Genomic DNA, 22,642 nt, shown 5'->3' on the forward strand with positions numbered 1-22,642 from the left:
CGGCTGCCGGAGGCATCTTAAAAAACTCCCACTCGCTCCTACGGCCGATACGCCGGCAATGTCGCTTCGCTGTCTTCGCCGAGCAGGATGAACACGTCCATGCGCAGCCCCACGGGCAGCTCGGCGGGCGGATCGATGTCGATCAGGGTTTCGAGGATGCGGGTGTCGTTTTTCTCGGCCGGATCGTCGGTGCGGATGTTCTTGCGGCCAAGGATCTTGGCGATGCGGCTGACGGTGCCGGTAAACGTGCGATCGCCGTAGGCTTCGGCCATGAGGCGGACCTTCTGGCCCACGGCCACGCGGCCGATGTCGCGTTCGTCGACGTCGGCGCGGATGCGCAGCCGGCTGATGTCGCCGACGGTGACGACCGGGGTGTCGAAGGAGACGGACACCATTTCGCCGGCCCGGCGGTGCTTGCGCAGGACCACGCCGTCGATGGGCGAGCGGATGGAGGCTTTTTCGGCCAGGGCCTGGGCTTCGGCCAGCCTTGCCCGGGCTTCGGCTTCCTCGGCCATGGCCCGCTTGATGTCTTCCTCGCGGGCCGGATCGTCGACCAGGCGGAAGTGTTGGCGCGAGGCGTCGAGGCGTTCGGTGGCCACCTTGTATTCGCGTTCGGCCCGGTCGGCTTCTTCCTTGGACAGGACCTCCTTGGAAAGGAGTTGGCGGCGGCGTTCGTGTTCCACCTTGGCCACGTCGAGGACGGCTCGGGCCTCTTCCACGGCGGCTTGCGCCTCCTTGCGCTCCATGTCGCGGGCTCCGGCCAGGACCTTGGCCAGGGCGGCCTGGCGGGCGGCCAGCGTCTGTTCGGCGGCGTCGACCCGGGCGGTCAGTTCGTCGGCGGAAAGCCGGGCCAGGACCTGTCCCTGGCGCACGGCGTCGCCCTCCTCGACCGTGACTTCGCGGATCTTGCCGGCGATGTCGAAGCCAAGGCGCATCTCCTCGGACACGGGTTCGACCCGGCCGGGCGCGGCGATCCAGTCCGGACCGGCGGGTGGGACGGGCGGGGGCGGGGCCGCGGGCCGGGTCACGGCAGACGGGGCCGATCGTGTCGATGGGGCCGGGTCATGGCCCTTGGTGCCGCTACGAAGCAGCATGAATATGCCGCCAAGGACCATGACCAGGGCCACGGCCAAGACGCCCAGGCGCAGCATCATGTCTTTTTCTCTCCGTTGGCCCCATTTCCCCCATTGGGAACGATGTGGCCGTCTTCGATGCGGATGACCCGGTCCGCGAAGGCGGCAATGCGGGCGTCGTGGGTGACGATGACCACGCACCGGCCGTGGGTCACGGCCAGATCGCGCAAAAGCCCGATGACGGACCGGCCGGTTTCGGAATCAAGGGCGGCCGTCGGTTCGTCGGCAAGAAGGATTTCCGGTTCGGCGACCAGGGCCCGGGCAATGGCCACGCGCTGCTTCTGGCCGCCGGACAGGTCCCGGGGCAGGACACGGTATTTGTCGGACAACCCCACGGCGTCCAGGGCGGCCCGGGACCGGTCCCTGGCCTCGTGGCCGGTTATGCCGCGCAGGTCCAGGGCCACCCGGATGTTCTCCTCGGCATAAAGCGTGGGAAAAAGGTTGTAGCCCTGGAAAATAAACCCGATATGGGCCAGCCGCACCCCGGCCAGTTCGCGCTCGGGCAGTCCGGCCGTCTGGCGGCCCATGACCGTGACCGTGCCGCCGGACGGGGCCAGGATGCAGCCGAGGATGGAAAGGAGCGTGGTCTTGCCGCTGCCGGAGGGGCCCATGAGAAGCGCCACCTCGCCGGCGGCCACGGCCACGTCCACGCCGCGCAGGGCCGGCACCGCGACCTTGCCCAGGGTGAAGGTCTTGGTGATGCCCTCGGCGTGGAGCAGGATGTCGGGTGCGGCCACAGGTTACGCTCCCCGGAAGACCATGGCCGGATCGATGGTCGTGACCTTGCGGATGGAGACAAGGCCGGCGGCCACGCACATGACCACGGTCAGGAAAAAAAGGCCCACGGCCATGGGCGTCGTCAGGACGATGGACGCCCCGCCGCGCGCGGCCAGATCGACCAGGAAATAGCTGATGACGATGCCGCAGCCATAGCCGACCAGGGCCGCGGCCACGGCCTGGGTGACGATGATGCGATGGATGTAGCTGCCCGGCGCGCCCATGGCCCGAAGCGTGCCGAATTCCGGCAGGTGGTCCATGGTGGTGGCGTAAAGGGTCTGGGCCACCACCACGCCGCCGACCACCAGCCCCAGACAGGCGGCGATGAGCAAGGCCATGCCGGCCCCGGTGGTGAACATCCAATAATACTGGGTCTTGCCCGCGAACTCCTCCCGGGTGAACACATCGACATCCGGCACCCGGGCCCGGATGGCGTCGCGAAGGGCCTCGGCGGCAAGGCCGGGCACGGGCCGCACCAGGATATAGGCCCCCTCGCCGTCCAGAAGATTGGTGTATTTGAGCGCGTTCTCGAAGGAGGCGAAGACGTAGGGCGAGGTGGTGAAGGACCGGATGCCGGAAGTGAGCGCCACGATCCGGGCCCGACGGTCGCCGATTTCGACGGACTGGCCCAGGCCGGCGACGCCGAGCTTGGAAAGGTAGAGCTCGTCCACGGCCACGGTATCGGGCAGGCGCAGGGCGGCAAGGCTCCCGGCCACCAGGCCCCATGGCCGCCCGAGGCCCGAGCCGATGTCAAAGCCGACCATTTCCACGGATTCCTGGCCGCCGGCCGGTTTTTTCCAGTTGGCGAACCGGACGATGAACCGCTCGGCCCGGGCGACGCCCGGAACGCCGAGGATCTGGTGGAATTTCCGGGCCGGCAGCGGATAGGTGACGTCAAAGTTCCGGACCCCGCGCGAACCGACCCAGACCTCGGCCTCGGTGTTTTCGATGACGCAGGAGGTGGCCTGGGTGAAGCCGACGAAAAGACCGCTCTGGACGGCGATCAACACCACGGCAAAGACCACGCCGGTCAGGGTGACGGCCAGTCGCACGCGGTCGTGCAGGAGGTTTCGCAGGGCGATGCGGATGATCATGCGGGCACGCCGGCTGGCCCAAGGCTCCCGGCCCTACGGCCGCTACCTCATCCGGCGGCGTCGGTAAAGGGGGAAGGTGCCGGCTCCCGGTCCCGGGCGCCGCGGCCGGGGCCGGGAGCCGGCCGGGGATCACTGGGCCGGGCAGCCGGCCACGACGGCGTCGGCCATGGCCTTGGCGGCGGCCACCGGCAGGAGCCGGCCGGCCGGGACCGGCTCCCGGGCCGGCGTCTGGACAGCCTGGCAAGCGGCGTCCCCGGGCCGGCCGAACCACCGGGCCGCAAGCTGGCCGGCCAGGATGTCGGCCACCCAGGCGTTGCCTTCCGGGCTCCAGTGGGTGTCCCGGCCGGAATAGGTCCCGTGGCCGTCCGGGGTCGTCTCGGCCAGGCACGGGGTGAGGTCCAGGATGTCGTCGTCCGGGAGTCCCACGGACGCGGCCAGTTCCCGGGTGACCCGGCCGGGCAGGCCCTTGTCCAGCTTTGCCGGGTCCTGGCCGAGGGCCTTGGCCGCTTCGGCCCCCACGGCCGGGGAGACGGCGCAAAGGGGCGGGGAGACCATGACCAGGACCGGCTTGCCAGATTGCGCCACCCGGGCGGCCGTGGCCAGGAAGAGCTGGTACCAGGGCAGGGCGTTTTCGTAGGCGAACATGGTGTCCTTGAAATAGGGCTTCAGGTGCGAGCGCATCTCGGAAGCCATCTGGTCGGGGGAGAGCGGCAAAAGCGAGCGGTAGCGCTGGTCCGCCTTGTCCGGCAGGACGCCGAGGCTGTCGAGGTCCGGCAGGCCGAGCAGCTTTCGCAGGGACTTGTCGCTTTGGAGCCTGAAAAGGGCCTGCGCCTTGACGAAGTCCAGGAACCGGAACGGATACTGGTGGGGCAGCAGGGTGTAGGGGCCAAAGGCCAGGCCGTGCGAACAGACGCGGGCCAGGGTTTCGGCCAGGGCCTTCGGGTCGTAGGGCGTCTTGCGCACGTCGTTGAAGTCGTTGCCGGCGTAGACGTTGAAAATGACGGCGTCGTAGTCCAGGGCCTGGTTCCAGAAATAGAACCGCTCCAGGTACTCGGGAAAGGAGATGGAGGGAAAGCCCAGGTTGACCACCCGCACCGGCCGGTCGAGGCCAAGGGCGTTCAGGCGCTGCTCCAACACGGCGCAAAAGCCGTACTCGGGCCTGGTCACGGCATAGGTGAAGGAATCGCCGAAGACCAGGATGCGGTACTCTTTTCCCGGCTTTTGGGCGGCCACCTGGCCGTGGACGTCGTTGAGGAGCATGGCCTCCAGGGAAAAGGACGGCGCGCCCCGGGTGGCGTAGGAATAGACGTGGTTTTTCTCGTAGCGGCGAAAGAAGAAGTCCACGAGGTAGCAGACGGCCACGATCTGGACAGCCACGAGGAGGACAATGCCGAAAAGGCGTAGCAGGCGTTTCATCATGGTGGTGTCGAAGGTTTCCCGCAGCCGGTGACACGGGGCGTCGCTGCAAGAGGATTGGAGGAGTGGCGGGCCGGAGCGCGGGCTTGGGATTGCACCCGCGCCCCGGCCGGTTCACGGCGCATGACCGGGCGGCCTCAGTGCTTGAGCACCGCGCCCTCGCCGGCGAAAAAGACCGCGCCGGCCGGAGGCGGCCCCTTGGCGTCCAGGGCGGCCCGGACCTTGGACGAGCCGTAGACGGCCTTGTAGCCGAACGAGATCCCGTAGTCGCCGGCGGCCTGGCCGGCCGGGGACAGGTTGCATTCAAAGGGAATGGCCGCGCCCGGCGTGAGTGGCATGCCCTTGTAGGTCTTTTCCGACGAGGCCAGGACATGGCCGGCCGGATCGCGCAAATAGGCGGTCAGGGTCAGGGATTCCAGGCGATCGACCCAGGGCGGCAGGTCGTCGGTCACGGGCGTGGCCCGGCCCCGGATGCGGTAGGCGCCGCCGGAGCGGACGCCCGAAAATTCGAAGCGCCAGAACTGCATGGCCAGCGTGGTCGGCGGGCCGGTGTGGATCGGCCGCGATTCGAGGTGGGCGACGGTCATGCTGGCGCAGCCCGCGGCCAGGGCCAGCGCGAAAACGGCCACCGACACGGCCCCCAGACGGATCGCCACAGCGCGCGTCACGGTCATACCCCCTCCTTCCGGCGGCCCCGGGGCGTCATTTGCCCGGAGGCCCGGCCACGATCATTTCCGCCAGGGTCAGGTCGACCTTGGGCGGCCGGCCGGGCTTGCTGCCCCACAGTTCCATCTCCAGGCCCGCCAGCCGCCGCAAGAGCGGCGTGCGGTCCATGGCCTTGAGCTCCCGGCCGTCGGCCAGCCGTTGGCACGGCCCGCAGCCCGGGAATTCGCGGACGCCCATGGAGCCGAGGAGCACGTTTGGCACGCCGTGGAGCCGGCAGATCATGAGCCGGTGTTCGTACAGGCCGCACAGGCCGTCGTCGTTGACCGGGCACATGAGCCGCGGCGTCTCGCCGCGCGAGGCGGCCTCCCGGGCGGCGTCCACATACTCCCTGGCCCGCCGCTCGTACCCGGTCCGGCGGTCTTCGGGCAGGGCGGCCAGGCCCTTTTGCAGGTAGAGCCACTCGACCAGGGTGTGGTGCTGGAAAAAACTCAGGCAGCAGTTCTCGGCGCAGCCCGCGCAGTCGAGCCCGGCGGCCGAGGCCGCGGCCGTGTAGGCCTTGTCCATGTCCGCATAGAGCGCGGCCAGCTTCTTGAGGGTCGCCCGCAGGCGCGAGGCCGGAAACGATAGGGTCACGGCTTGATTCCTTGCAGTATTTGTTCGACGCAGGCGTCCGGCGGCACGCCGCAGCTGACCACCGTCAGGTCGGCGGCGGCGGCGTAGAGCGGCTGCCGTTCGGCGTAGACGCCGGCCAGCGTGAGCCCCTTTGGCACCACGAAGGCCCGCTCCCCGGGGTCGCCCACCCGGGCCAGGAACGTCGGCAGGTCGATGTCCAAGTGGACCACCGGCCCGCTGGCCTTGAGCCTGGCCACGGCCCGGGGCCCGTAGATGACCGACCCGCCGGTCGCCACCACGCAACGCCTGACGGAGAGCCCGGCCACCACGTCCTCTTCCAGGCGCAAAAACGCCTCCAGCCCGAGCCGGGCCAGCAGATCGGCCAGCCGCGCCCCGCAGGTGGCTTCGATCAGCCGGTCGGTGTCCAGGCAGGCCCAGCCGAGCCGCCGGGCGAGCAGGGCGGCCAGGGTCGATTTCCCGGCTCCGGCCATGCCGATCAGGCTGACGCAGCGTTCGTCGGAAGTCCGGCCAAGTAAGGATGGTTGCATGTGCCCGCGCCTTGCCGCCGTGGCGGTGAGGCGCACCCTAGCCTTTTTCGCCCGGAATTCAAACCCGGCCTTACGCGTTGTCAGCGGGCCGGCCTTTGGCTAGAAGAGGGAAGACACGCGATCGCAAGGCCGCGCCAACGAACCACCGGACGGGGGGATCATGTCGGAAAGCACCATGCGGCTCATTGCCGCCTACACCGAGGAAGCCTGCGCCCTGCGTTCCCGGTTTTTCACGGAAAACGCGGCCCTGGTCGACACGGTGGCCCGGACCATGGCCGTGGCCCTGGCCCGGGGCGGCAAGATCCTTTTTTGCGGCAACGGCGGCTCGGCCGCCGACGCCCAGCACCTGGCCGCCGAATTCGTCAACCGCTTCGAACTCGAACGGCCGCCGCTCCCCGCCCTGGCCTTGACCACCGACTCTTCCATCCTTACCGCTATCGGCAACGACTACGGATTCGACCTGATCTTCGCCAAACAGGTCCAGGCCCTTGGCCAGCCGGGCGACGTGGTGGTCGGGCTTTCGACCTCGGGCAACAGCCCCAACGTCCTGGCCGCCCTGGCCGCGGCCCGGGAAAAAGGCTGCGCCACGGTCGGCCTTGCCGGCAGAAACGGCGCCATCGTGCCCCTTTGCGACATGGCCCTTCTCGTGCCCCACGACCGCACCGCCTTCATCCAGGAAGTGCACATCGCCATCGGCCATCTGCTGTGCAAGCTGACCGACCACTACCTGTTCGAAGCCGTGATGGAGCTTGGCCCGGACCTCGAAGAACGGTAAGGACCCCGGTCGGCGTCCGTCCCTTATTCCAGCTAGGAGTCTTCACCCATGCCCATGTACGAATACACCTGCCAGCAGTGCGGGGAATGCTTTGAAGAGATCGTTTCGAGCACCGCGACCACCACGCCGCCCTGCCCCAAATGCGCCTCGCCGGACACCAGGAAGCTGATGTCCGCCTGCCGCACCCGCACCGGGCCCGGCCAGACCGGGGCCCGTACGGCCGCGTCGTCCTCGGGCGGCGGCTGTTCCGGCTGCGCCGGCGGCAACTGCGCCTCCTGCCACTGAGGCATTCTCCCGTTCCAACGCCAACCGGCCCGGCCGTCGGCCCAAGGCCGACCACCGGGCCGGGGCCAACCAAAGCCCCTTGGGCCCCGGATATTTCATGCGCGAAAAGCTCGTCATCGCCACCCGAAGCAGCAAGCTGGCCCTGTGGCAGGCCAACCACGTCTCGGCCAGGCTGCGGGAAACCTATCCCGGCCTTGTGGTCGATCTCTTGCCGATCAAAACCAAGGGCGACAAGATCCTGGACGTGCCCCTGGCCAAGGTCGGCGGCAAGGGCCTGTTCGTCAAGGAGATCGAGGAAGCCCTCCTCGACGGCCGGGCCGACCTGGCCGTCCACTCCATGAAGGACGTGCCGGCCGAGCAGCCGCAGGGGCTTGTGGTCGGCATCGTGCCCGAGCGCGAGGACCCGTGCGACACGCTCCTGTCCGTGGCCTACGCGGGCTTCGCCGCCCTGCCGGCCGGGGCCAGGGTCGGCACCAGCAGCCTGCGCCGCAAGGCCCAGCTCATGGCCCTTAGGCCCGATCTTTCCATCATCGACCTGCGCGGCAACCTGGACACCCGGGTCGGCAAGCTCCTGGACGGCCTCTTCGACGCCATCGTCGTGGCCACGGCCGGGCTCAACCGCCTTGGGCTGACCGCCCCCCAGGCCGTGCGCCTGGGGCCGCCGGAATTCCTGCCCGCCGCCGCCCAGGGGGCCCTTGGCCTCGAATACCGGACCGATGACCCGGAAACCGCCGCCATGCTGGCCTTTTTCGACCACCCGGAAAGCCGCGACGCCGTGGCCGCCGAACGCGGGTTCCTGGCCCGGCTGGAAGGCGGCTGCCAGGTGCCCATCGCCGCCCACGCCACCATAGACGGCGACGCCCTCGCCCTCGACGGACTGGTGGCCGACCCGGAAACCGGCCAGACCTTTCGCGGCAACGTCACCGGCAAGCGGTCCGAGGCCCGGGCCCTGGGACAGGGCCTGGCCGAGTCCGTCCTGGCCATGGGAGCCAAGGCCGTGCTCGAGGCCGTGTACAAAACCGTTTCCTGACGCATGTCCAAAACCGCGCTCAAAAATCTCGTGCTCGGCCTCGTGGCCGCCGCCATCCTGGCGGCCATGAGCGCCATGGCCGTAACGAGCCGCCTAAACGTCCACCCGGACGAACTCGACCACATCAACGCCGGCCGGTACTTCATGCGGTACTGGGATTTTCCGGCCATGGACGACCCGCGGCTGGCCCATACCTTCAGCAACTACGGCGTCACCTACCTGCAACAGCTCGATGTGGTCTATTTCTTTGCCGGCAAATTCGCCCGGCTCGTCCTGCCCCTGGCCGGACAGGACTACCTGGCCCTGCGCTTTTTCAACGTCTTTCTCTTCGCCATCCTGATGGTCCTCTTCCTGCGTCTGCCGGACGAGAAAAAAATCGCCTTTCTGCCGCTTTTCATCACGCCCCAGGTCTGGTACGTCTTCAGCTATTTCAACGGCGACGCCTTCCCCTTCTTCCTCACCTTCTGCATGGTCTACTGCGTCGCCCGCCTTGATCCACCGGTCTGCCCACTGCCCTTGTCCCTGCACAACCGCGACATGCGCCGCCTGCTTTGGCTCGGCGTCCTCCTTGGGCTGGTCTGCATTTCCAAGCAGAACTACTACGTGTTTGCGGGCTTTTTGCTGGCCTTTTTCTGGGTCTGCGGCCGGGCCGCCCACGACCTGCGGGCCGCGGCCAAAAACGCGGCCGTGGTCTTCCTCCTGGCCGGGGTCCTTTTTGCCGGCCGCTGGAGCTACAACGTCTACGTCAACCGAACGGTCAGGCCCGAAGTGCCGACGCAAAACGCCGAAAAATACGCCCAGGAAGACTACAAACCCTCGGCCCAGGAGGCCGGCACCCAGTTCTGGGGCCTTCGGATGCGCGAGCAAGGCCTCACCTATCCCCAGCTTTTCAGCCTCTGGACCTGGCACATCTGGAGCTTTCGCACCTCCTTTGGCGTCTACGACTACCTGAAAATCTACGCGCCCTTCGTCTACTACCGTTACATCGGCTACCTGCTGTGGACGGTCATGGGGGCCCTGGCCGTGTCCCTGGTCCTCCAGGGCGGTCCGGGCGGCCTGTCCGCGGTGCTGGCCTTTCTCCTGTTCGCCGGGCTGACCGTCTTCCAGTCCACCTGGCACTCCTGGGTCAACGACTTCCAGGCCCAGGGCCGCTACCTCTTCCCCATCGGGGCCATGGCCGGCATGGTGCTGGCCCGGTTCTCCAAGGGAGCCAACCGCAGCCTGCCCTTCATCCTTCCCCTGGCCGTGGGCATGCTCGTGTTGTCGTTTTATTCCTTCGTCTTCGTCGGCCTCACAAACATCCCGAAATAGCTGGCATGCCCCCGGACCGGTACGGCCGGGGACCTGCGGGCAGCCCCGAGGGGACACCAGGCAACCCTTCCCAAGCGAACGGCAAACCCGTCGCGGCCTTGCCGCACCGGTGCATGGGCGGCCCTGGTCCTGAGGCACAGGGACCGCGTTGCGCCCCTTCATTTTTTTGCGGACAGGCATCGTCATCATGGCTATTCTGGAAAAAATGCTTATATCAAAACACTGGGCCTTCACAGGAGGGCCACCATCCAACCTGATCGGATACGGTTCGAGGACCGCTCTATGCAGAAGAAAATTTTAGCTTTGTGTCTGTGCAGCCTGCTGCTGTCGGCCAGCGCGGCTTTTGCCCAACCGCGCTGGGGGCCAAGGCCTTACGGCCCGGGTCCCGGTGTCGGCGTGGCCCTCGGTGCCGGCATCGTGGGCGGAGTGGTCGGCGGCCTGCTGGCCGCTCCGTATTACGCTCCCCCGCCGCCGGTTTACGTGGCACCGCCGCCGGCGTACTACCCGCCGCCGCCCGCATATTATTATCCGCCACCGCCTCCCGGGTATTATTATCCGCCGCCACCGCCGCGGTGGTAGGGAACAGCTTCCTTTTGAAACGGCCCTCGATTCGGGGGCCGTTTCTTGCGTCTGGCAGAAATCGCTTCGCTCTCCCCCGGGCTTCAAGAGGCGGGCCGGCAGGGCGGCCGGGACGATGTCCGCTCCGTTCTCCATCAAGTGCACAAAGAAAGACCTCGCCGGGCCTTTTTACAGCCAAGCGAGGTCGTTATTCTGTCATTTTCCAGCGTTTCCGCAGTCTGTTCCAGCTACTCTCTACAGTGTCTGCGTCGGTTCGTTCCGACAGTTCGCCGGTTCTTCCCGCATGGTCAGCGACAGGGAAAGCCGTATCGCTTTTCGGCCTTGGTGCGTCCACCGTACAGGCCTTCCTGCTGGGCGACTCATTTCGCCTGATATGGAGTTTCGTTGCACATCGGCTTCAACCCTCCATCTGGAGTTGCGGCGTCGGCTCCCTCCTTCGAGGTCACCTTCCACTCTACAGTTAAGGCCTCCTGCCTCCTTGTAAAGCTCGAGGAGACAAATATTCCATGCCGGGGCTGTAGCGGAAAGGCCTGGATTGCGGGGCAAGGCTCGGCCGGGGGGGCCTGCCTGCCAGGCCTGTACAGGATTTTATACCGGACCAGGAAGAGCGGGACGGGCCAGGGGAAAAAGCATGGCCGCCGTCCGGGAGCAGCAGCGCCGGCGACACGCTCCGGAAAAGGGCGGAAACAGCCGCCCGGCACCGGCGTTGGCAAGCACCAAATGAAAAAGGCTTTCTGGGAGCCACCCAAAAAGCCTTTTTCGAAAATGTTCGATTCAGAGGAAGGATATTTTCTATAAAGCAGGAGTCGTGCCAAAGGGACTTCGGCCGTTATATATATTTTTTTAGATGCTATGACAGGATGTTAGACATCAACACCTCCCTGTTCCACCGGGAAGGAGGCGCTTGCTGCCGTACAGAATTCTTTACTGGCAAAGGAAGGGGCGCAAACGGGGACAAGGATTTGTACCCGGCCATAGCCGAGTCGACCGGGCCCGGCACGGTCACCATCCCGGAGCCGGCCGTGAGGACAAATGGCGAGAGGGGGAGCCGGACTGACCTGCGGCCGTGGCCGCCGCACGAGGCGATCCCCGTGGCGGCGACGGCTGGCCCCGAAGCCCACGCAGTTCATGACGTCGCAAACGAGGCGTGGTATCAAAAAATTGCCCATGGTTTGCAAGTGCCGTTGGGCACAGGGAGGCCCCATGTACATTTTCAAAGTGACCACCGATATCGGGGTTTGCACCATCACGCACCACGGTGAGGACTGGAACGCCTTTGCCAACGCCGTGTTGACCGGGGGAGAAATTGCCGTTTCCACCTGCACGCGTCTGCTTGATCGGGTCAAGGGCGGCTTTGGGCACGCGCTGCGCCTGAAGTCATGCACGCCGGCCGATATCCTTTCCGCCCTGACAACCATCGCGGAACTGCGCCCTCGCGAAGGGTTCATCGGTTTCGAGTTGGTCCAGGCGCAACCCACCGCCCTTCAGACGCCTGCCGGCCCGCCGGAGCCTTGACCAGCGCGCCTCGCGGCGCGGCCATGGCCCCCATCGCACCCTGGGGCCGGAGGCGGTTGCCGCCGCCAAGCGACCGCGCCGGCCGGGAGTTCGGCGCCCGGCAACGACCGATCACCGCGGCATCAGCGCGAACACACCCCAGCCCAGGTATTCACGCGTGTACGTGGCGTAGCGCTCGGGCTCCGAGGCCAGCTTGGCTCGAACCTCTTTCGCCAACTCGTCGTCGGGATTGGCTTCAAGCCATCGGCGCATGGTGAGCCATTTGGCCGCCTCGTATCTGTCCCAGCCGTCCTGGTCAGCCAGAACCATTTCCACGACGTCGTAGCCAAGGCGGCCGAAAGACGCGAGAAGTTCCGGAAGCAGGAAAAAGTCGGAGCTTGCGCCGGCAAGACATCCCTTGGCGACCTCTTCCGTCGGCGGCAACTGCCGCCAATAGGGTTCGCCGATGAGGATGCTCCCTCCGGTGCGCAGGCTCCGCGCCAGAAGCGCGGTAGTGCCGGCAACTCCCCCGCCGATCCACGTGGCGCCGACACAGGCTGCCACACCGGCCTTCTCGTCAGAGACATAGCCGGCAGCATCGCCATGGATGAACTGGACTTGATCGGCGACGCCGAGTTCCACAGCACGGCGCTTCGCCTGCTCGGTGAACAACCGGCTCATGTCGATACCGGTGCCGATGACGCCGTAATCGCGTGCCCAGGTGCACAGCATCTCCCCCGAACCGCTGCCGAGGTCGAGCACCCGGTCCCCCGATTCCAGACGCAGCGCCGCGCCAAGAGTGGCAAGCTTTTCTGGGGTGAACGGGTTGTGGATACGGTGCGCGCTTTCCGTGATGGTGAATATCCGTGGAATGTCCACTGTGGAAAATCTCCTTATGGGCGTGAAGAGATTCGAAACGCGCCAGAGTGGCAACCATGGGCCTCAAGGCGCCGATGCGTTAGAGCTCTCGGCTCCACTACAGCACACCGGTACAAAAAGCATCCGCAGGGAGGACGGTCCTGATTTTCCCGAAGTGGTGGACCTAAATTGGTGGAACCAGTGAAAAGGGAGGAAGACAGGAAAAATAAACCGGAGCTATACCGGGGCAGAAGTGGAGCAAAAAGAAAATCAGCTAGTTCTGCCTGCCCCCTTGAGCAGCTAGAACTAGCTGATTTTCTTGGTGCCCGAGGCCGGAATCGAACCGGCACGTCCCGAAGAACAAGGGATTTTAAGTCTCAAAAATCGCTCAACTCTAACCACATGTTACCACAAATATTCAAATAATATCAGATAGATGAGCACTCAAGAATTTTCATAAAAATGCACGATTTCCCAGACCGAGTGGAGCAAAATTGGAGCAAAAATTTCCCTCTCCACGCTTCCGCCAGCCTTAAACAAATCTCTGGTCGTGTCAAAGTCCTCGGTCATAATTATTCTGGTCCTTCCGACTTTTCCGTGGGTAGGTGACCGGATATGGTCCGCCCCGGGAGGGTGACCATGAAGGACACGGACCTGTATTCTCGGATTCTGGGGCTGAGTGACCCGTGGTTTGTTGCCGACGTCGAGTTGGACACGGCGGGAGGCCGGGTGGACGTCCATGTTGATCATGTTGCCGGTGTCCGCTGGCGCTGTCCGACCTGTGGTCGCGAACTGGCTTGTCGGGATCATGCCGAGCCTCGGGTATGGCGTCACCTCGACACCTGCCAGTTCAAGACCTTCCTTCATGCCCGGATTCCGCGCGTCGAGTGCCCCGAGCACGGCGTGCTTCAGGTGAGAGTGCCTTGGGCCGAGGCTAAAGGGCGTTTTACCTTGCTCATGGAGCGCTTGATCATCGATGTGTTGCGCGAGTGCGCCACCGTGTCCGGCACCTGCCGGCTCATGCGGATCAGCTGGGATGAGGCCTGGAACGTCATGGATCGAGCCGTCCGGCGAGGGCAAACCAGGAAGAAGACCACCCCCGCACGCTATCTTGGTATCGATGAGAAGGCCTTCCGCAAAGGTCACGACTACATGACCGTGGTCTGCGACCTGCTTGGCGGAACAGTGGAGTTTGTGGCCCAGGATCGCAAGACCGAGAGCCTCGAGGACTATTACCGGCAGTTCACGGCGCAGCAACTCGAGCGCATCCGGGCCGTGGCCATGGACATGTGGGAACCGTACTTCAAGGCCACGATCAAGCACGTGCCCGATGCGGCGCACAAGATCGTCCATGACCGCTTTCACATCATGCAGCACGTGGGCCAGGCCGTGGACAAGGTCCGCCGGCAGGAACATCGCGAACTGCTCCGCCAGGAAGACGAACGCCTCAAGGGCACCAAGTACATCTGGCTTTACCGGGAAGAGAATCTGCCGGACAAGCACCGACCGACCTTGGAAGCCCTGAAGGCCACGAACCTGAAGGTGGCCAAGGCCTGGGCGATGAAAGAAAGCCTGGCCGGATTGTGGAACTACCTCAGCGTCGGCTGGGCAAAGCGGTTCATGAAACGCTGGCTGACCTGGGTGAGGAAGTCAGACTTGCCCCCGATGCGCAAGGTCGGGGAGATGCTCTCTCGGCATCTGGACAACATCCTGACCTTTTGCCGGCATCGGATCACCAACGGCGCGGCCGAGGGACTCAACAGCAAGATCATGGCCATCAAGCGCAGGGCGTGCGGGTACCGCAATCGGGAGCACTTCAAGACCGCTATCTACTTCTTCTGCGGCGGCCTGGACCTCTATCCTAGACAGGCCTGAACCCGGGTACCCACGGAAAATCCGGAAGGACCCCGCACTGATTGCCGGGAGTGAGGATGCAGTTGTTGTTTTGAACAGTTATTTTCATAGCATAAGCATAATATTTACTTGCATCCATACCACCACACCAGAAATGAGGGGAATTGCCTGCAAAGACTTTGTCAAAAGCCATATTGTAACAATTTGATGTAAATATGCCTACATTTAAGGTAAAAAGTCCTTGAGAAAAATCAATGAAGTGTAATCCAAGAATACCGTTAATTCTGCCCGAGGAAAAACTATGCTTTCCCTCGGGTGTAAAATCTTCACTGACAGCGACAGGACTTATTTCCATATTGGAAATTGTTCCGCCGATTCTTTTCATAAGACAATGCTTGTCAGAAAAAAGAAGATCTCCTGTCGTTGGGTTCGCCGCTAATCTGCCAAAAGTGGTGTAGTGTTCAGAATTTACATAAGAGCCTTGCCTGCTTAAAGATGCAACAAGAGTCGAGGCGGCTTGAATGGATGTGCCACTCTTGATTAGAATAGAGACTGAATCAGTCGTCTTTTGGGCGACGTAGTATAGCCCGTTATCATAAACAGCATCAATATATCGATATGTTGGCAGCTGAGACCATGATACACCGTCAGCTGAAAAAACAGAAAAGTAATACGTACCGTCTTGGTTGTCTGACGAGCAGAATACATAATCTTTGACTCGCCGCATTTTGTAAAAAGATGATCCATATGTTGAGTTTATTGCGGTAGATTCAGAAAATGTTATCCCATCTGTCCCGTATAAAAAGCACCCGGTTTGCGTTGAACCTATATTTGTTGAAATAATCCACCTTGAAGAGAGGGAAAAGTATATGATCGCTGTTTTTGTATATGAAAATGCCGTAGAAGCTGTCAAATTGGCAAGATCATCCGAATAGTAATCGCCTGTTCCAGATACTTTGACCCAACGAGAGCCGTTAAAGTCAACATCTGTCAAAGTTGTTGCACATGTTTGCCACGAATTGCCATCGGATGAATATTGAAAATAATCAGTGCAAACAACAATCAACTTTGTGTTGTCGCCAGATATTTTGAATTTAGTGAAGCTTTTGCCCGAAGACGGCCTTAGCACAACTTGCCAGTTAACCCCATCAGCACTCTTTGAAAGGGCATAAGGATTGAGCATCCAATAGAAGTTATTAAAAAACTCCAATCCTATGGGATATAAAAAAGGAAAAATCTTTTGGGGGTCAGTCGGAGAAAGGGAAGATACGCTGGTAAACGGCGGAACATAATTCTCAAGTTCCGGCCAATCGGCCTTGTTCACGACGCCGCCGGCGCAAAGCAGGTAGGTGTCCTCGACCAGGGGACTGGAGGATGCCAATTCCACAATGGAGCCAATGGGCAGCGACATGGCTGCGCCCAAGGAACCGCCGAGGTTTTGGATGTCGGAGTTGTTGCGGCCCATGCGAATTTCCTCCTATGCGGCGGCGCGGACGCCGTTGACGTTAATGCTGACGCTGTCGGAGGAGGCGTAGGCGTAGATGGATGGTTTCGTCCACAAAGGTGTGCGGGCCTCGGTTGGGCGCGTAGCCGTAAACTTCCGCCCCGAAGCGCACCAACGCGGTGATGCAGACCGCCGCCGGGTCGGCTTCGCTGTTGCGCGTCGCCAGCCGCACAAATTCACCCAGGATGCCCGGGCAGGCGTCAAACGAGAATTGGGGCCACTCCTTGAGGTTGAGGCCAATGGGATCATCCGGAGGGACCTCTTGATGCGCACAGGGTAGCGAGGAGACTGAGGGCCTGCCGCTCATTTGCCACCTCTGTCGCTCTGTTCCGCCTTTGTTGGTCTGCCGCGTCGCCTGGCAGGAGGCAGAGCATGACCGAGGCTATTCTTAGCCTTGATATCGGCCTGGGCGGCTTTGTCGTCGATCCAAGCGTCGACGGACTCCACCTGCCAGGCTAGGCGGCGACCCAACTTTATGGTCCTTCCGGATTTTCCGTGGGTACCCGGGTTCAGGCCTGTCTAGGATAGAGGTCCAGGCCGCCGCAGAAGAAGTAGATAGCGGTCTTGAAGTGCTCCCGATTGCGGTACCCGCACGCCCTGCGCTTGATGGCCATGATCTTGCTGTTGAGTCCCTCGGCCGCGCCGTTGGTGATCCGATGCCGGCAAAAGGTCAGGATGTTGTCCAGATGCCGAGAGAGCATCTCCCCGACCTTGCGCATCGGGGGCAAGTCTGACTTCCTCACCCAGGTCAGCCAGCGTTTCATGAACCGCTTTGCCCAGCCGACGCTGAGGTAGTTCCACAATCCGGCCAGGCTTTCTTTCATCGCCCAGGCCTTGGCCACCTTCAGGTTCGTGGCCTTCAGGGCTTCCAAGGTCGGTCGGTGCTTGTCCGGCAGATTCTCTTCCCGGTAAAGCCAGATGTACTTGGTGCCCTTGAGGCGTTCGTCTTCCTGGCGGAGCAGTTCGCGATGTTCCTGCCGGCGGACCTTGTCCACGGCCTGGCCCACGTGCTGCATGATGTGAAAGCGGTCATGGACGATCTTGTGCGCCGCATCGGGCACGTGCTTGATCGTGGCCTTGAAGTACGGTTCCCACATGTCCATGGCCACGGCCCGGATGCGCTCGAGTTGCTGCGCCGTGAACTGCCGGTAATAGTCCTCGAGGCTCTCGGTCTTGCGATCCTGGGCCACAAACTCCACTGTTCCGCCAAGCAGGTCGCAGACCACGGTCATGTAGTCGTGACCTTTGCGGAAGGCCTTCTCATCGATACCAAGATAGCGTGCGGGGGTGGTCTTCTTCCTGGTTTGCCCTCGCCGGACGGCTCGATCCATGACGTTCCAGGCCTCATCCCAGCTGATCCGCATGAGCCGGCAGGTGCCGGACACGGTGGCGCACTCGCGCAACACATCGATGATCAAGCGCTCCATGAGCAAGGTAAAACGCCCTTTAGCCTCGGCCCAAGGCACTCTCACCTGAAGCACGCCGTGCTCGGGGCACTCGACGCGCGGAATCCGGGCATGAAGGAAGGTCTTGAACTGGCAGGTGTCGAGGTGACGCCATACCCGAGGCTCGGCATGATCCCGACAAGCCAGTTCGCGACCACAGGTCGGACAGCGCCAGCGGACACCGGCAACATGATCAACATGGACGTCCACCCGGCCTCCCGCCGTGTCCAACTCGACGTCGGCAACAAACCACGGGTCACTCAGCCCCAGAATCCGAGAATACAGGTCCGTGTCCTTCATGGTCACCCTCCCGGGGCGGACCATATCCGGTCACCTACCCACGGAAAAGTCGGAAGGACCTATAAATCCATGACCGCCTACGCGGACAACGCGGCTTGGCAGGATGTGTATCATGTGCCGACATCCGCTGGGATTTTGTACGTGAAATTTATGGCTGGAAGGATTTCGGCCTTTGATCTGCTCTCTTTCAAGGAGAAATAGCATGGAAACACATCCCATGTGCCACGAAGACGGAACCGAAATGGTTCGTGACGTGAGGCCGGTGGAATTTTCCTACAAGGGACAGACGATGACTGTCGCCATGCCCGGATGGTATTGCCCGAAATGCGGGGAAGGTCTCTATACCCGTGCGGACATGAAGGTCTCCGACCGGGCACTAAACGCCATGAAGGCGAGGTGCGAGGGGCTGTTGGACGGCCCGCAGATCAAGCGCATCCGCAAAAAGCTCGGGCTGACCCAGGCGGCGGCCGGCGACCTCATCGGCGGCGGCCCGAAGGCGTTCACCAAGTACGAGAAGGGGGACGCCCTGACCAGTCGGGCCGTGACCAACCTTTTGAAGGTGCTTGATGCATTGCCTGACGCGCTGACCATCCTTCGGGAAAATCAGGACCGTCCTTCCTGCTGAATCTTTTGGTGCCCTGGGCCACCAGAGTGCCCGGCGGACGCCTCGGAGACTTCTCGAGCAAGACCTCATCCGTTTTGGCGGCGGACGCCAATATGGAGCAACGCCGGAGCGGATTAATGATGTTGCACCATGGGCGAACGAATGAAATCAGTCCAAAAACTGGTTAATCGGGCCACCATCGTTTCCGTCTTTTGCTCGGACGCTGCACTGGCGTGATTGATTTCGACGGCCGCCGTCATCCCTGCCGCCAGTTCGATTCCTGGCGGCACCTGGTCGATATGGATATGGATCGGGATACGCTGAGCAAGTCGCACCCAACTAAATGTTGCTTCCACGTTTGGTAGACCAAGATGGCCGGGCGTCTCATTGCTATTTTCGATGCCGCGTCCAATGCTTTCGACATGACCTGTTACAGGTTGATCAAAACCCATCAGCATGATCTGCACCGTGCGGCCAATGTGGATTTGCCGGACCTTCGTCTCTTCGAAGTACCCGGTGATCCAAAAGCTGGCCGCGTCGAGAACAGCGATTTTCGTCACGCCGGCTGTCGCGTAGTCGCCGGGACGCAGATTCAGATTGGTGACATAGCCATCGACCGGCGAGCGGATGGTGGCGCGGGTGAGATTGAGCTTGGCGAGATCGAGAGCCGCCAACGCACCCTGATAGGTGGCGGCGGCCACAGCTGCCGCTCCAGTCGCTTGCTGGATCTGTTCCGGGGTTATGACCCCCGGAATCTGACTGCGACGCCGCGCGGCCGCTTCTAGGACAATCATATCTTGACGCTTGGCGTCGACATCGGCCTTTGCGGACGCCACGGCGAGCCGGAACCGTTCAGGGTCGATCACATAGAGAATGTCACCCCGATGGACATACTGATTGTCGACAACGGGCACGGTGCTGACTGTACCGGAAACTTCCGGCCCGACCTGTACGACATGTGCGCTTACTCGACCGTCGCGGGTCCAGGGCTTTATATCGTATCGCTCCCATGCCTGCAGAGCAACGAGAGAGGCGATTACGACAAGGCAAAGCGTCAGGGCGTAGCGGCCGAGCAGTGATAAAGTATACTTCATTAAAATGATCCTCTCGTTGATGGTATATGCTGCAAGAGAAGAGCATAGATGATGATAAATGTGGCGAGTTCGACGATCGGCCGGTATGTGAATACGCGGCAGAGGCCTGAGAAGTAGAGGAGGCCAATCACCACGACAGTGGCGACAAGCGCGATGATCGCGAGCACCAGCAGACCGGGGATGAAGACACCTCCGATGTTGAGATCGACAATCATAAACTGCCTGTCTCCTTTGAGATGCCACTCGGAGCGAGGGCGAACTGAAGATCGATGAGCAGGTCGAGCAACTGCGAGCGGTCCTGGATGGAACTGTCGGCGATGAGCGCCATTAGCTTTCCAATGCGCTGGGTCAATTCAATGGGCGCGACAGGTTTCGTCCGACCCTTGGTGTCGAAGTGTGCGGCGATCGCCGAAAAAAGCTCGCGCGCTGTCTCGCCGATGTCGCCGCCGACGTGACGGATCGCATGGCGGAGTTGACCAACGGCGTGGCCGACGCGAAGATGGTGCAACGGATCATCGAGCGCGTCCGAATAAGAATTCTTGGACAACCGCATCTTTGGGAGCAGCAGTGCCATCCGATCGACCATGAGGTTTGTCCAGTGCGCTGCAGCATTTCCCTTGCCGAGGGCGTGCCGCCTGACATCCATCCGGCTTGGCCGAAGCAATCGATTGATCGCCGCGTCGACCGGCACGGTTTGCAGCATGGTCATGCTCACCAAGGCGAATATAAGTGAGGCGAACAGTGCGATGATGGTGTTGAGAGACCCGGCGAAGTCGCCGGCATAGGTGGTCCCAAGCCCTGCGAGGATCGGAATCGTGAGAGTGATGCCAAACCCCATCTGCATCGTCCGGCCGCGCGCCTGGAGGGAACCCGCGAACAGGAATGCCGGCGCGAGCACCGCGACCAAAACGGGAAAGTCCGTCACGCGGGGCAGAATAAGGAAACTGTAGGCAAGGCTCATCGCCACGCCGTAGACTGTGCCGACCGTATATTGGAGGACGTGTGGTGCCGGTTCGTCGGCTGTCCCGTACAAGGAGCAGCACACGCCGAGGACCGACACGGCCATTGCGCCGTCCGGCCAGGCCGACCATATCCAGACGAGACAGCCGACCACGATGCCGACCGTGGCGCCCAGCGCAGCCCGGGCGGCCTTCCAGTGGTCGCGGTGATAGACATAGCCGCTGGCGCGGCTCAGCCATTGGTACGCAGCAGCACCGCGTGATCGACCGCCACGCGTGAGGTTTCGTTCGAGCCGATCGCAGTCGTGAAGCAGGCCGAGCATCTCGGCGAGGTGGCGAACAAGGTTGGCGGCGAGCCTCTCGTCAGGCGTTGCGGCGTTCGCGGCGATACGTGTCCGGAGCGATCGTGCGCGGTCGATCAGTTGTATGGCAACACCGTCTTTTTCGATCGTGTCGCCGTCCCCGATCCACCGCTCAATCTCACACAGCAATGCGGCCAGTTCGTCGGGCACGGCGTGGTCTCCACTTTGGAGGGCCCTGCCCCGGTCCTCGATCCCCGGAGCGAGCAGAAGCAGTCGCGCAAGCCGGGCATGGAGCAACCGCCGATCCTTGGTGCGCGGCTTCACAGGGGCCAGATCGTACGGCAGATGTGTCGCGAACCCCTGAAGGCCGAGCAGGTCCACTGCGAGCTTCTTGCATGCGTGACGGACCTGTTGTCCCGATCCTCCGAGAAGCGCCTCGCCTGCCAGCCGTCGCGCATCCCTTAAGGTCGCCGACAGTTTACCGAGGAACTGGCCCGCCATGCGCTTTGGCAGGACGAAACGATGCATGAGGATGGTGCAAAGGATTCCGAGCGAGATTTCCTGGACCCGCACCGACGCCGTCTCAAAGACCGCATGAGGGTTGAATACGCTGGGAAAGCCGATCAGGCTCGCGGTGTAGCCGGCGAGAACGAAGGCATAGGCTCGCGGTGTGCGGTCGAGCAGGGCGAAGTAGAGGCACAGACCGATCCAGCCCGCGATGGCCACACTGCATATGATCGGGTTGTTCACAAAATTCGGGACGATCGCCACTGTTGCCACAGCGCCGGCCATCGTCCCGGCAAGACGATAGACGCCGCGACCGAGCGACGCGCCGGCAGAGGGCTGCGAGACGAGATAGACGGTGAGGATGGCCCAATAAGGCTTGGGAAGCCCGATGCGTAGCGAAAGGTAGTAGGCCAACATCGCTGCGGCGAAACTTTTCACCGAGAAGAACAACGCGTCCGCGTCCGCTTGCAAGGCAGGGCTCTGGAAGAGGCGAGTCCCCGTGTGCGCGATGGTGGCCCAGGTTCTCGTCAACGCTCTCTTGGAAGAAAGTATGATGTTCACGCGAGGCATCATTTCCGCTTTTCATCTTCAAAGGAACTCGATATTTTGCCAATAAATACTTAAAAAATGCCAAACGAGGTCCTCAATGTCCGTCTCACTCTCGGCTGTCTCTGCCTTCGACCCCGATCTGACGGATCGGCCGGCGGTCGCCCGACAACTCGACTTTGCGGATCACGGGGCGGAGGTGCCGAGGCACGCGCATCGCAAGGGGCAGTTGATCCTCGCACTGCGCGGAGCGGTCACCTGCACTGCGGACAACGAAATCTGGATCGTCCCCCCCAACTGTGGAGTCTGGATACCGGGCGGAGTGCCGCATAGCGCCCGGGCGACCGAAAACGCTCGGCTCAACTATCTTTTCGTGGAGCCAGGGGCGGCAACCCTGCCTGAGGAGTGTTGCACGCTGTCCGTCTCCCCGATGATTCAAGAAATCGTCGACCGATTGGCCCGGGAAGGGGCGGACTACCCGCCGGACAGCCACGCCGCCCGATTGGCAAGGGTGGTCCTCGACGAGTTGGTCGAGATGCCACGTGAAAGATTTAACCTCCCCATCTCGAACGATCCGAAAATCCGAGCGATAGCCGACGCCCTGGCGGCCAAACCGTTTGATAGGGGGACATTGGGAGATTGGGCGAAGCGTGTCGCCATGAGCGAAAGGTCGCTCGCCCGCTTGATGATCCGGGAGACGGGCTTGACGTTCGGACGCTGGCGGCAGCAGTTACGCCTTGTTGTCGCGCTTCGGGAACTGGCCAGCGGCGCGTCGGTGCAGAATGTGGCGGCCGAGTTGGGCTACGAGTCGGTCAATGCCTTCATCACAATGTTTAAGAATGCTCTTGGGAGCACGCCGGCACAATATTTTTCGCAACGCCGGTCGATGCCGCACATGTTTCCCAAAGAGGATGGAGCCATAGAATAATGGTCCTTCCGGATTTTCCGT

General features: G+C 62.6%; 22 protein-coding genes. 9 read left to right on the forward strand and 13 right to left on the reverse strand.

Annotated features, from left to right (window positions below; translation table 11 throughout):
* Positions 1-38: 38 nt before the first annotated feature.
* The 7 genes from DFW101_RS06915 to thrB all read right to left on the reverse strand — a co-directional run bounded on the left by DFW101_RS06915 (position 39) and on the right by thrB (position 6,246).
* Positions 39-1,154 (reverse strand): HlyD family secretion protein, encoded by a 1,116-nt coding sequence (locus DFW101_RS06915; protein WP_009180792.1) that lies wholly within the window; start codon positions 1,152-1,154, stop codon positions 39-41.
* Complete coding sequence (locus DFW101_RS06920; protein WP_009180793.1) at positions 1,151-1,870, reverse strand: ABC transporter ATP-binding protein; 720 nt, start codon at positions 1,868-1,870, stop codon at positions 1,151-1,153. The genes DFW101_RS06915 and DFW101_RS06920 overlap by 4 nt, the downstream gene beginning before the upstream one ends.
* 3 nt (positions 1,871-1,873) lie before the next feature.
* Positions 1,874-3,004 (reverse strand): FtsX-like permease family protein, encoded by a 1,131-nt coding sequence (locus DFW101_RS06925; protein ID WP_009180794.1) that lies wholly within the window; start codon positions 3,002-3,004, stop codon positions 1,874-1,876.
* A gap of 129 nt (positions 3,005-3,133) precedes the next feature.
* Entirely contained in the window at positions 3,134-4,423 is a 1,290-nt protein-coding gene (locus DFW101_RS06930) for an SGNH/GDSL hydrolase family protein (protein ID WP_009180795.1), read from the reverse strand.
* 134 nt (positions 4,424-4,557) lie between these two features.
* A complete protein-coding gene (locus tag DFW101_RS06935; RefSeq protein ID WP_009180796.1) occupies positions 4,558-5,094 on the reverse strand; it encodes a hypothetical protein in 537 nt (178 codons plus the stop codon).
* A gap of 28 nt (positions 5,095-5,122) precedes the next feature.
* Positions 5,123-5,719 (reverse strand): hypothetical protein, encoded by a 597-nt coding sequence (locus tag DFW101_RS06940; protein ID WP_009180797.1) that lies wholly within the window; start codon positions 5,717-5,719, stop codon positions 5,123-5,125.
* On the reverse strand, positions 5,716-6,246 hold the full coding sequence (gene thrB, locus DFW101_RS06945; RefSeq protein WP_009180798.1) for a homoserine kinase: 531 nt from the start codon (positions 6,244-6,246) through the stop codon (positions 5,716-5,718). Before thrB ends, DFW101_RS06940 begins: the two co-directional genes overlap by 4 nt.
* A 160-nt stretch (positions 6,247-6,406) precedes the next feature.
* On the opposite strand from thrB, the gene DFW101_RS06950 reads away from it, so the two are divergent.
* From DFW101_RS06950 to DFW101_RS06970, 5 genes are all read left to right on the forward strand, one after another.
* Positions 6,407-7,021: a D-sedoheptulose 7-phosphate isomerase gene (locus tag DFW101_RS06950; protein ID WP_009180799.1), complete on the forward strand. Its 615-nt coding sequence runs from the start codon at positions 6,407-6,409 to the stop codon at positions 7,019-7,021.
* A 48-nt stretch (positions 7,022-7,069) separates the two neighbouring features.
* Entirely contained in the window at positions 7,070-7,306 is a 237-nt protein-coding gene (locus tag DFW101_RS18955) for an FmdB family zinc ribbon protein (RefSeq protein ID WP_009180800.1), read from the forward strand.
* 97 nt (positions 7,307-7,403) lie between these two features.
* Positions 7,404-8,336, forward strand: coding sequence for a hydroxymethylbilane synthase (hemC, locus tag DFW101_RS06960; protein ID WP_009180801.1), 933 nt, complete (start codon positions 7,404-7,406; stop codon positions 8,334-8,336).
* A 3-nt stretch (positions 8,337-8,339) separates the two neighbouring features.
* Positions 8,340-9,647, forward strand: a complete 1,308-nt coding sequence (locus tag DFW101_RS06965) for a membrane protein (protein ID WP_009180802.1) — start codon at positions 8,340-8,342, stop codon at positions 9,645-9,647.
* 1,782 nt (positions 9,648-11,429) lie between these two features.
* Positions 11,430-11,741, forward strand: a complete 312-nt coding sequence (locus DFW101_RS06970) for a hypothetical protein (protein WP_009180804.1) — start codon at positions 11,430-11,432, stop codon at positions 11,739-11,741.
* Positions 11,742-11,852: 111 nt separating this feature from the next.
* On the opposite strand, the gene DFW101_RS06975 is transcribed toward DFW101_RS06970, so the two are convergent.
* On the reverse strand, positions 11,853-12,599 hold the full coding sequence (locus DFW101_RS06975; RefSeq protein ID WP_009180805.1) for a methyltransferase domain-containing protein: 747 nt from the start codon (positions 12,597-12,599) through the stop codon (positions 11,853-11,855).
* A 618-nt stretch (positions 12,600-13,217) separates the two neighbouring features.
* On the opposite strand from DFW101_RS06975, the gene DFW101_RS06980 reads away from it, so the two are divergent.
* Complete coding sequence (locus DFW101_RS06980) at positions 13,218-14,453, forward strand: ISL3 family transposase (protein ID WP_009179504.1); 1,236 nt, start codon at positions 13,218-13,220, stop codon at positions 14,451-14,453.
* On the opposite strand, the gene DFW101_RS19460 is transcribed toward DFW101_RS06980, so the two are convergent.
* Both DFW101_RS19460 and DFW101_RS06985 read right to left on the reverse strand, forming a co-directional pair.
* Entirely contained in the window at positions 14,440-15,897 is a 1,458-nt protein-coding gene (locus DFW101_RS19460; RefSeq protein ID WP_009180806.1) for a hypothetical protein, read from the reverse strand. The two genes, DFW101_RS06980 and DFW101_RS19460, sit on opposite strands and share 14 nt — an antisense overlap.
* Before the next feature lie 548 nt (positions 15,898-16,445).
* Positions 16,446-17,681, reverse strand: a complete 1,236-nt coding sequence (locus DFW101_RS06985) for an ISL3 family transposase (RefSeq protein WP_009179504.1) — start codon at positions 17,679-17,681, stop codon at positions 16,446-16,448.
* A 69-nt stretch (positions 17,682-17,750) separates the two neighbouring features.
* Between DFW101_RS06985 and DFW101_RS18965 the strand changes: the two genes are divergently transcribed.
* Entirely contained in the window at positions 17,751-17,882 is a 132-nt protein-coding gene (locus tag DFW101_RS18965; protein WP_232286172.1) for a type II toxin-antitoxin system MqsR family toxin, read from the forward strand.
* A gap of 1 nt (position 17,883) precedes the next feature.
* Positions 17,884-18,306 carry a type II toxin-antitoxin system MqsA family antitoxin gene (locus tag DFW101_RS06990; protein ID WP_009180808.1) on the forward strand — a complete coding sequence of 141 codons (423 nt, stop codon included), beginning with the start codon at positions 17,884-17,886 and terminating at the stop codon, positions 18,304-18,306.
* A gap of 113 nt (positions 18,307-18,419) precedes the next feature.
* Here the strand turns inward: DFW101_RS06990 and DFW101_RS06995 are convergent, their stop codons facing one another.
* Genes DFW101_RS06995 through DFW101_RS07005 form a run of 3 tightly spaced genes read right to left on the reverse strand, consistent with a single transcriptional unit; the run spans position 18,420 to position 21,708 of the window.
* Positions 18,420-19,379 carry an HlyD family secretion protein gene (locus DFW101_RS06995; RefSeq protein WP_009180809.1) on the reverse strand — a complete coding sequence of 320 codons (960 nt, stop codon included), beginning with the start codon at positions 19,377-19,379 and terminating at the stop codon, positions 18,420-18,422.
* Positions 19,379-19,594 carry a DUF1656 domain-containing protein gene (locus tag DFW101_RS07000; protein ID WP_009180810.1) on the reverse strand — a complete coding sequence of 72 codons (216 nt, stop codon included), beginning with the start codon at positions 19,592-19,594 and terminating at the stop codon, positions 19,379-19,381. The genes DFW101_RS06995 and DFW101_RS07000 overlap by 1 nt, the downstream gene beginning before the upstream one ends.
* A complete protein-coding gene (locus DFW101_RS07005) occupies positions 19,591-21,708 on the reverse strand; it encodes an FUSC family protein (RefSeq protein WP_043643246.1) in 2,118 nt (705 codons plus the stop codon). The genes DFW101_RS07000 and DFW101_RS07005 overlap by 4 nt, the downstream gene beginning before the upstream one ends.
* 85 nt (positions 21,709-21,793) lie before the next feature.
* Here DFW101_RS07005 and DFW101_RS07010 point away from each other — a divergent pair, with 85 nt between their 5' ends.
* A complete protein-coding gene (locus tag DFW101_RS07010; RefSeq protein WP_009180812.1) occupies positions 21,794-22,621 on the forward strand; it encodes an AraC family transcriptional regulator in 828 nt (275 codons plus the stop codon).
* Positions 22,622-22,642: the final 21 nt, after the last annotated feature.

Origin of the sequence: Solidesulfovibrio carbinoliphilus subsp. oakridgensis (assembly GCF_000177215.2) — a bacterium.
Lineage (GTDB): Bacteria > Desulfobacterota > Desulfovibrionia > Desulfovibrionales > Desulfovibrionaceae > Solidesulfovibrio > Solidesulfovibrio carbinoliphilus.

What these genes read in the sequence shown, in the direction of transcription:
- DFW101_RS06915 (WP_009180792.1), bottom strand. Translation starts at nt 1,154, where the DNA reads ATGATGCTGCGCCTGGGCGTCTTGGCCGTGGCCCTGGTCATGGTCCTT.
- DFW101_RS06925 (WP_009180794.1), bottom strand. Translation starts at nt 3,004, where the DNA reads ATGATCATCCGCATCGCCCTGCGAAACCTCCTGCACGACCGCGTGCGA.
- DFW101_RS06930 (WP_009180795.1), bottom strand. Translation starts at nt 4,423, where the DNA reads ATGATGAAACGCCTGCTACGCCTTTTCGGCATTGTCCTCCTCGTGGCT.
- DFW101_RS06935 (WP_009180796.1), bottom strand. Translation starts at nt 5,094, where the DNA reads ATGACCGTGACGCGCGCTGTGGCGATCCGTCTGGGGGCCGTGTCGGTG.
- thrB (WP_009180798.1), bottom strand. Translation starts at nt 6,246, where the DNA reads ATGCAACCATCCTTACTTGGCCGGACTTCCGACGAACGCTGCGTCAGC.
- DFW101_RS06950 (WP_009180799.1), top strand. Translation starts at nt 6,407, where the DNA reads ATGTCGGAAAGCACCATGCGGCTCATTGCCGCCTACACCGAGGAAGCC.
- DFW101_RS18955 (WP_009180800.1), top strand. Translation starts at nt 7,070, where the DNA reads ATGCCCATGTACGAATACACCTGCCAGCAGTGCGGGGAATGCTTTGAA.
- hemC (WP_009180801.1), top strand. Translation starts at nt 7,404, where the DNA reads ATGCGCGAAAAGCTCGTCATCGCCACCCGAAGCAGCAAGCTGGCCCTG.
- DFW101_RS06965 (WP_009180802.1), top strand. Translation starts at nt 8,340, where the DNA reads ATGTCCAAAACCGCGCTCAAAAATCTCGTGCTCGGCCTCGTGGCCGCC.
- DFW101_RS06970 (WP_009180804.1), top strand. Translation starts at nt 11,430, where the DNA reads ATGTACATTTTCAAAGTGACCACCGATATCGGGGTTTGCACCATCACG.
- DFW101_RS06980 (WP_009179504.1), top strand. Translation starts at nt 13,218, where the DNA reads ATGAAGGACACGGACCTGTATTCTCGGATTCTGGGGCTGAGTGACCCG.
- DFW101_RS19460 (WP_009180806.1), bottom strand. Translation starts at nt 15,897, where the DNA reads ATGGGCCGCAACAACTCCGACATCCAAAACCTCGGCGGTTCCTTGGGC.
- DFW101_RS06985 (WP_009179504.1), bottom strand. Translation starts at nt 17,681, where the DNA reads ATGAAGGACACGGACCTGTATTCTCGGATTCTGGGGCTGAGTGACCCG.
- DFW101_RS18965 (WP_232286172.1), top strand. Translation starts at nt 17,751, where the DNA reads ATGACCGCCTACGCGGACAACGCGGCTTGGCAGGATGTGTATCATGTG.
- DFW101_RS06990 (WP_009180808.1), top strand. Translation starts at nt 17,884, where the DNA reads ATGGAAACACATCCCATGTGCCACGAAGACGGAACCGAAATGGTTCGT.
- DFW101_RS06995 (WP_009180809.1), bottom strand. Translation starts at nt 19,379, where the DNA reads ATGAAGTATACTTTATCACTGCTCGGCCGCTACGCCCTGACGCTTTGC.
- DFW101_RS07000 (WP_009180810.1), bottom strand. Translation starts at nt 19,594, where the DNA reads ATGATTGTCGATCTCAACATCGGAGGTGTCTTCATCCCCGGTCTGCTG.
- DFW101_RS07010 (WP_009180812.1), top strand. Translation starts at nt 21,794, where the DNA reads ATGTCCGTCTCACTCTCGGCTGTCTCTGCCTTCGACCCCGATCTGACG.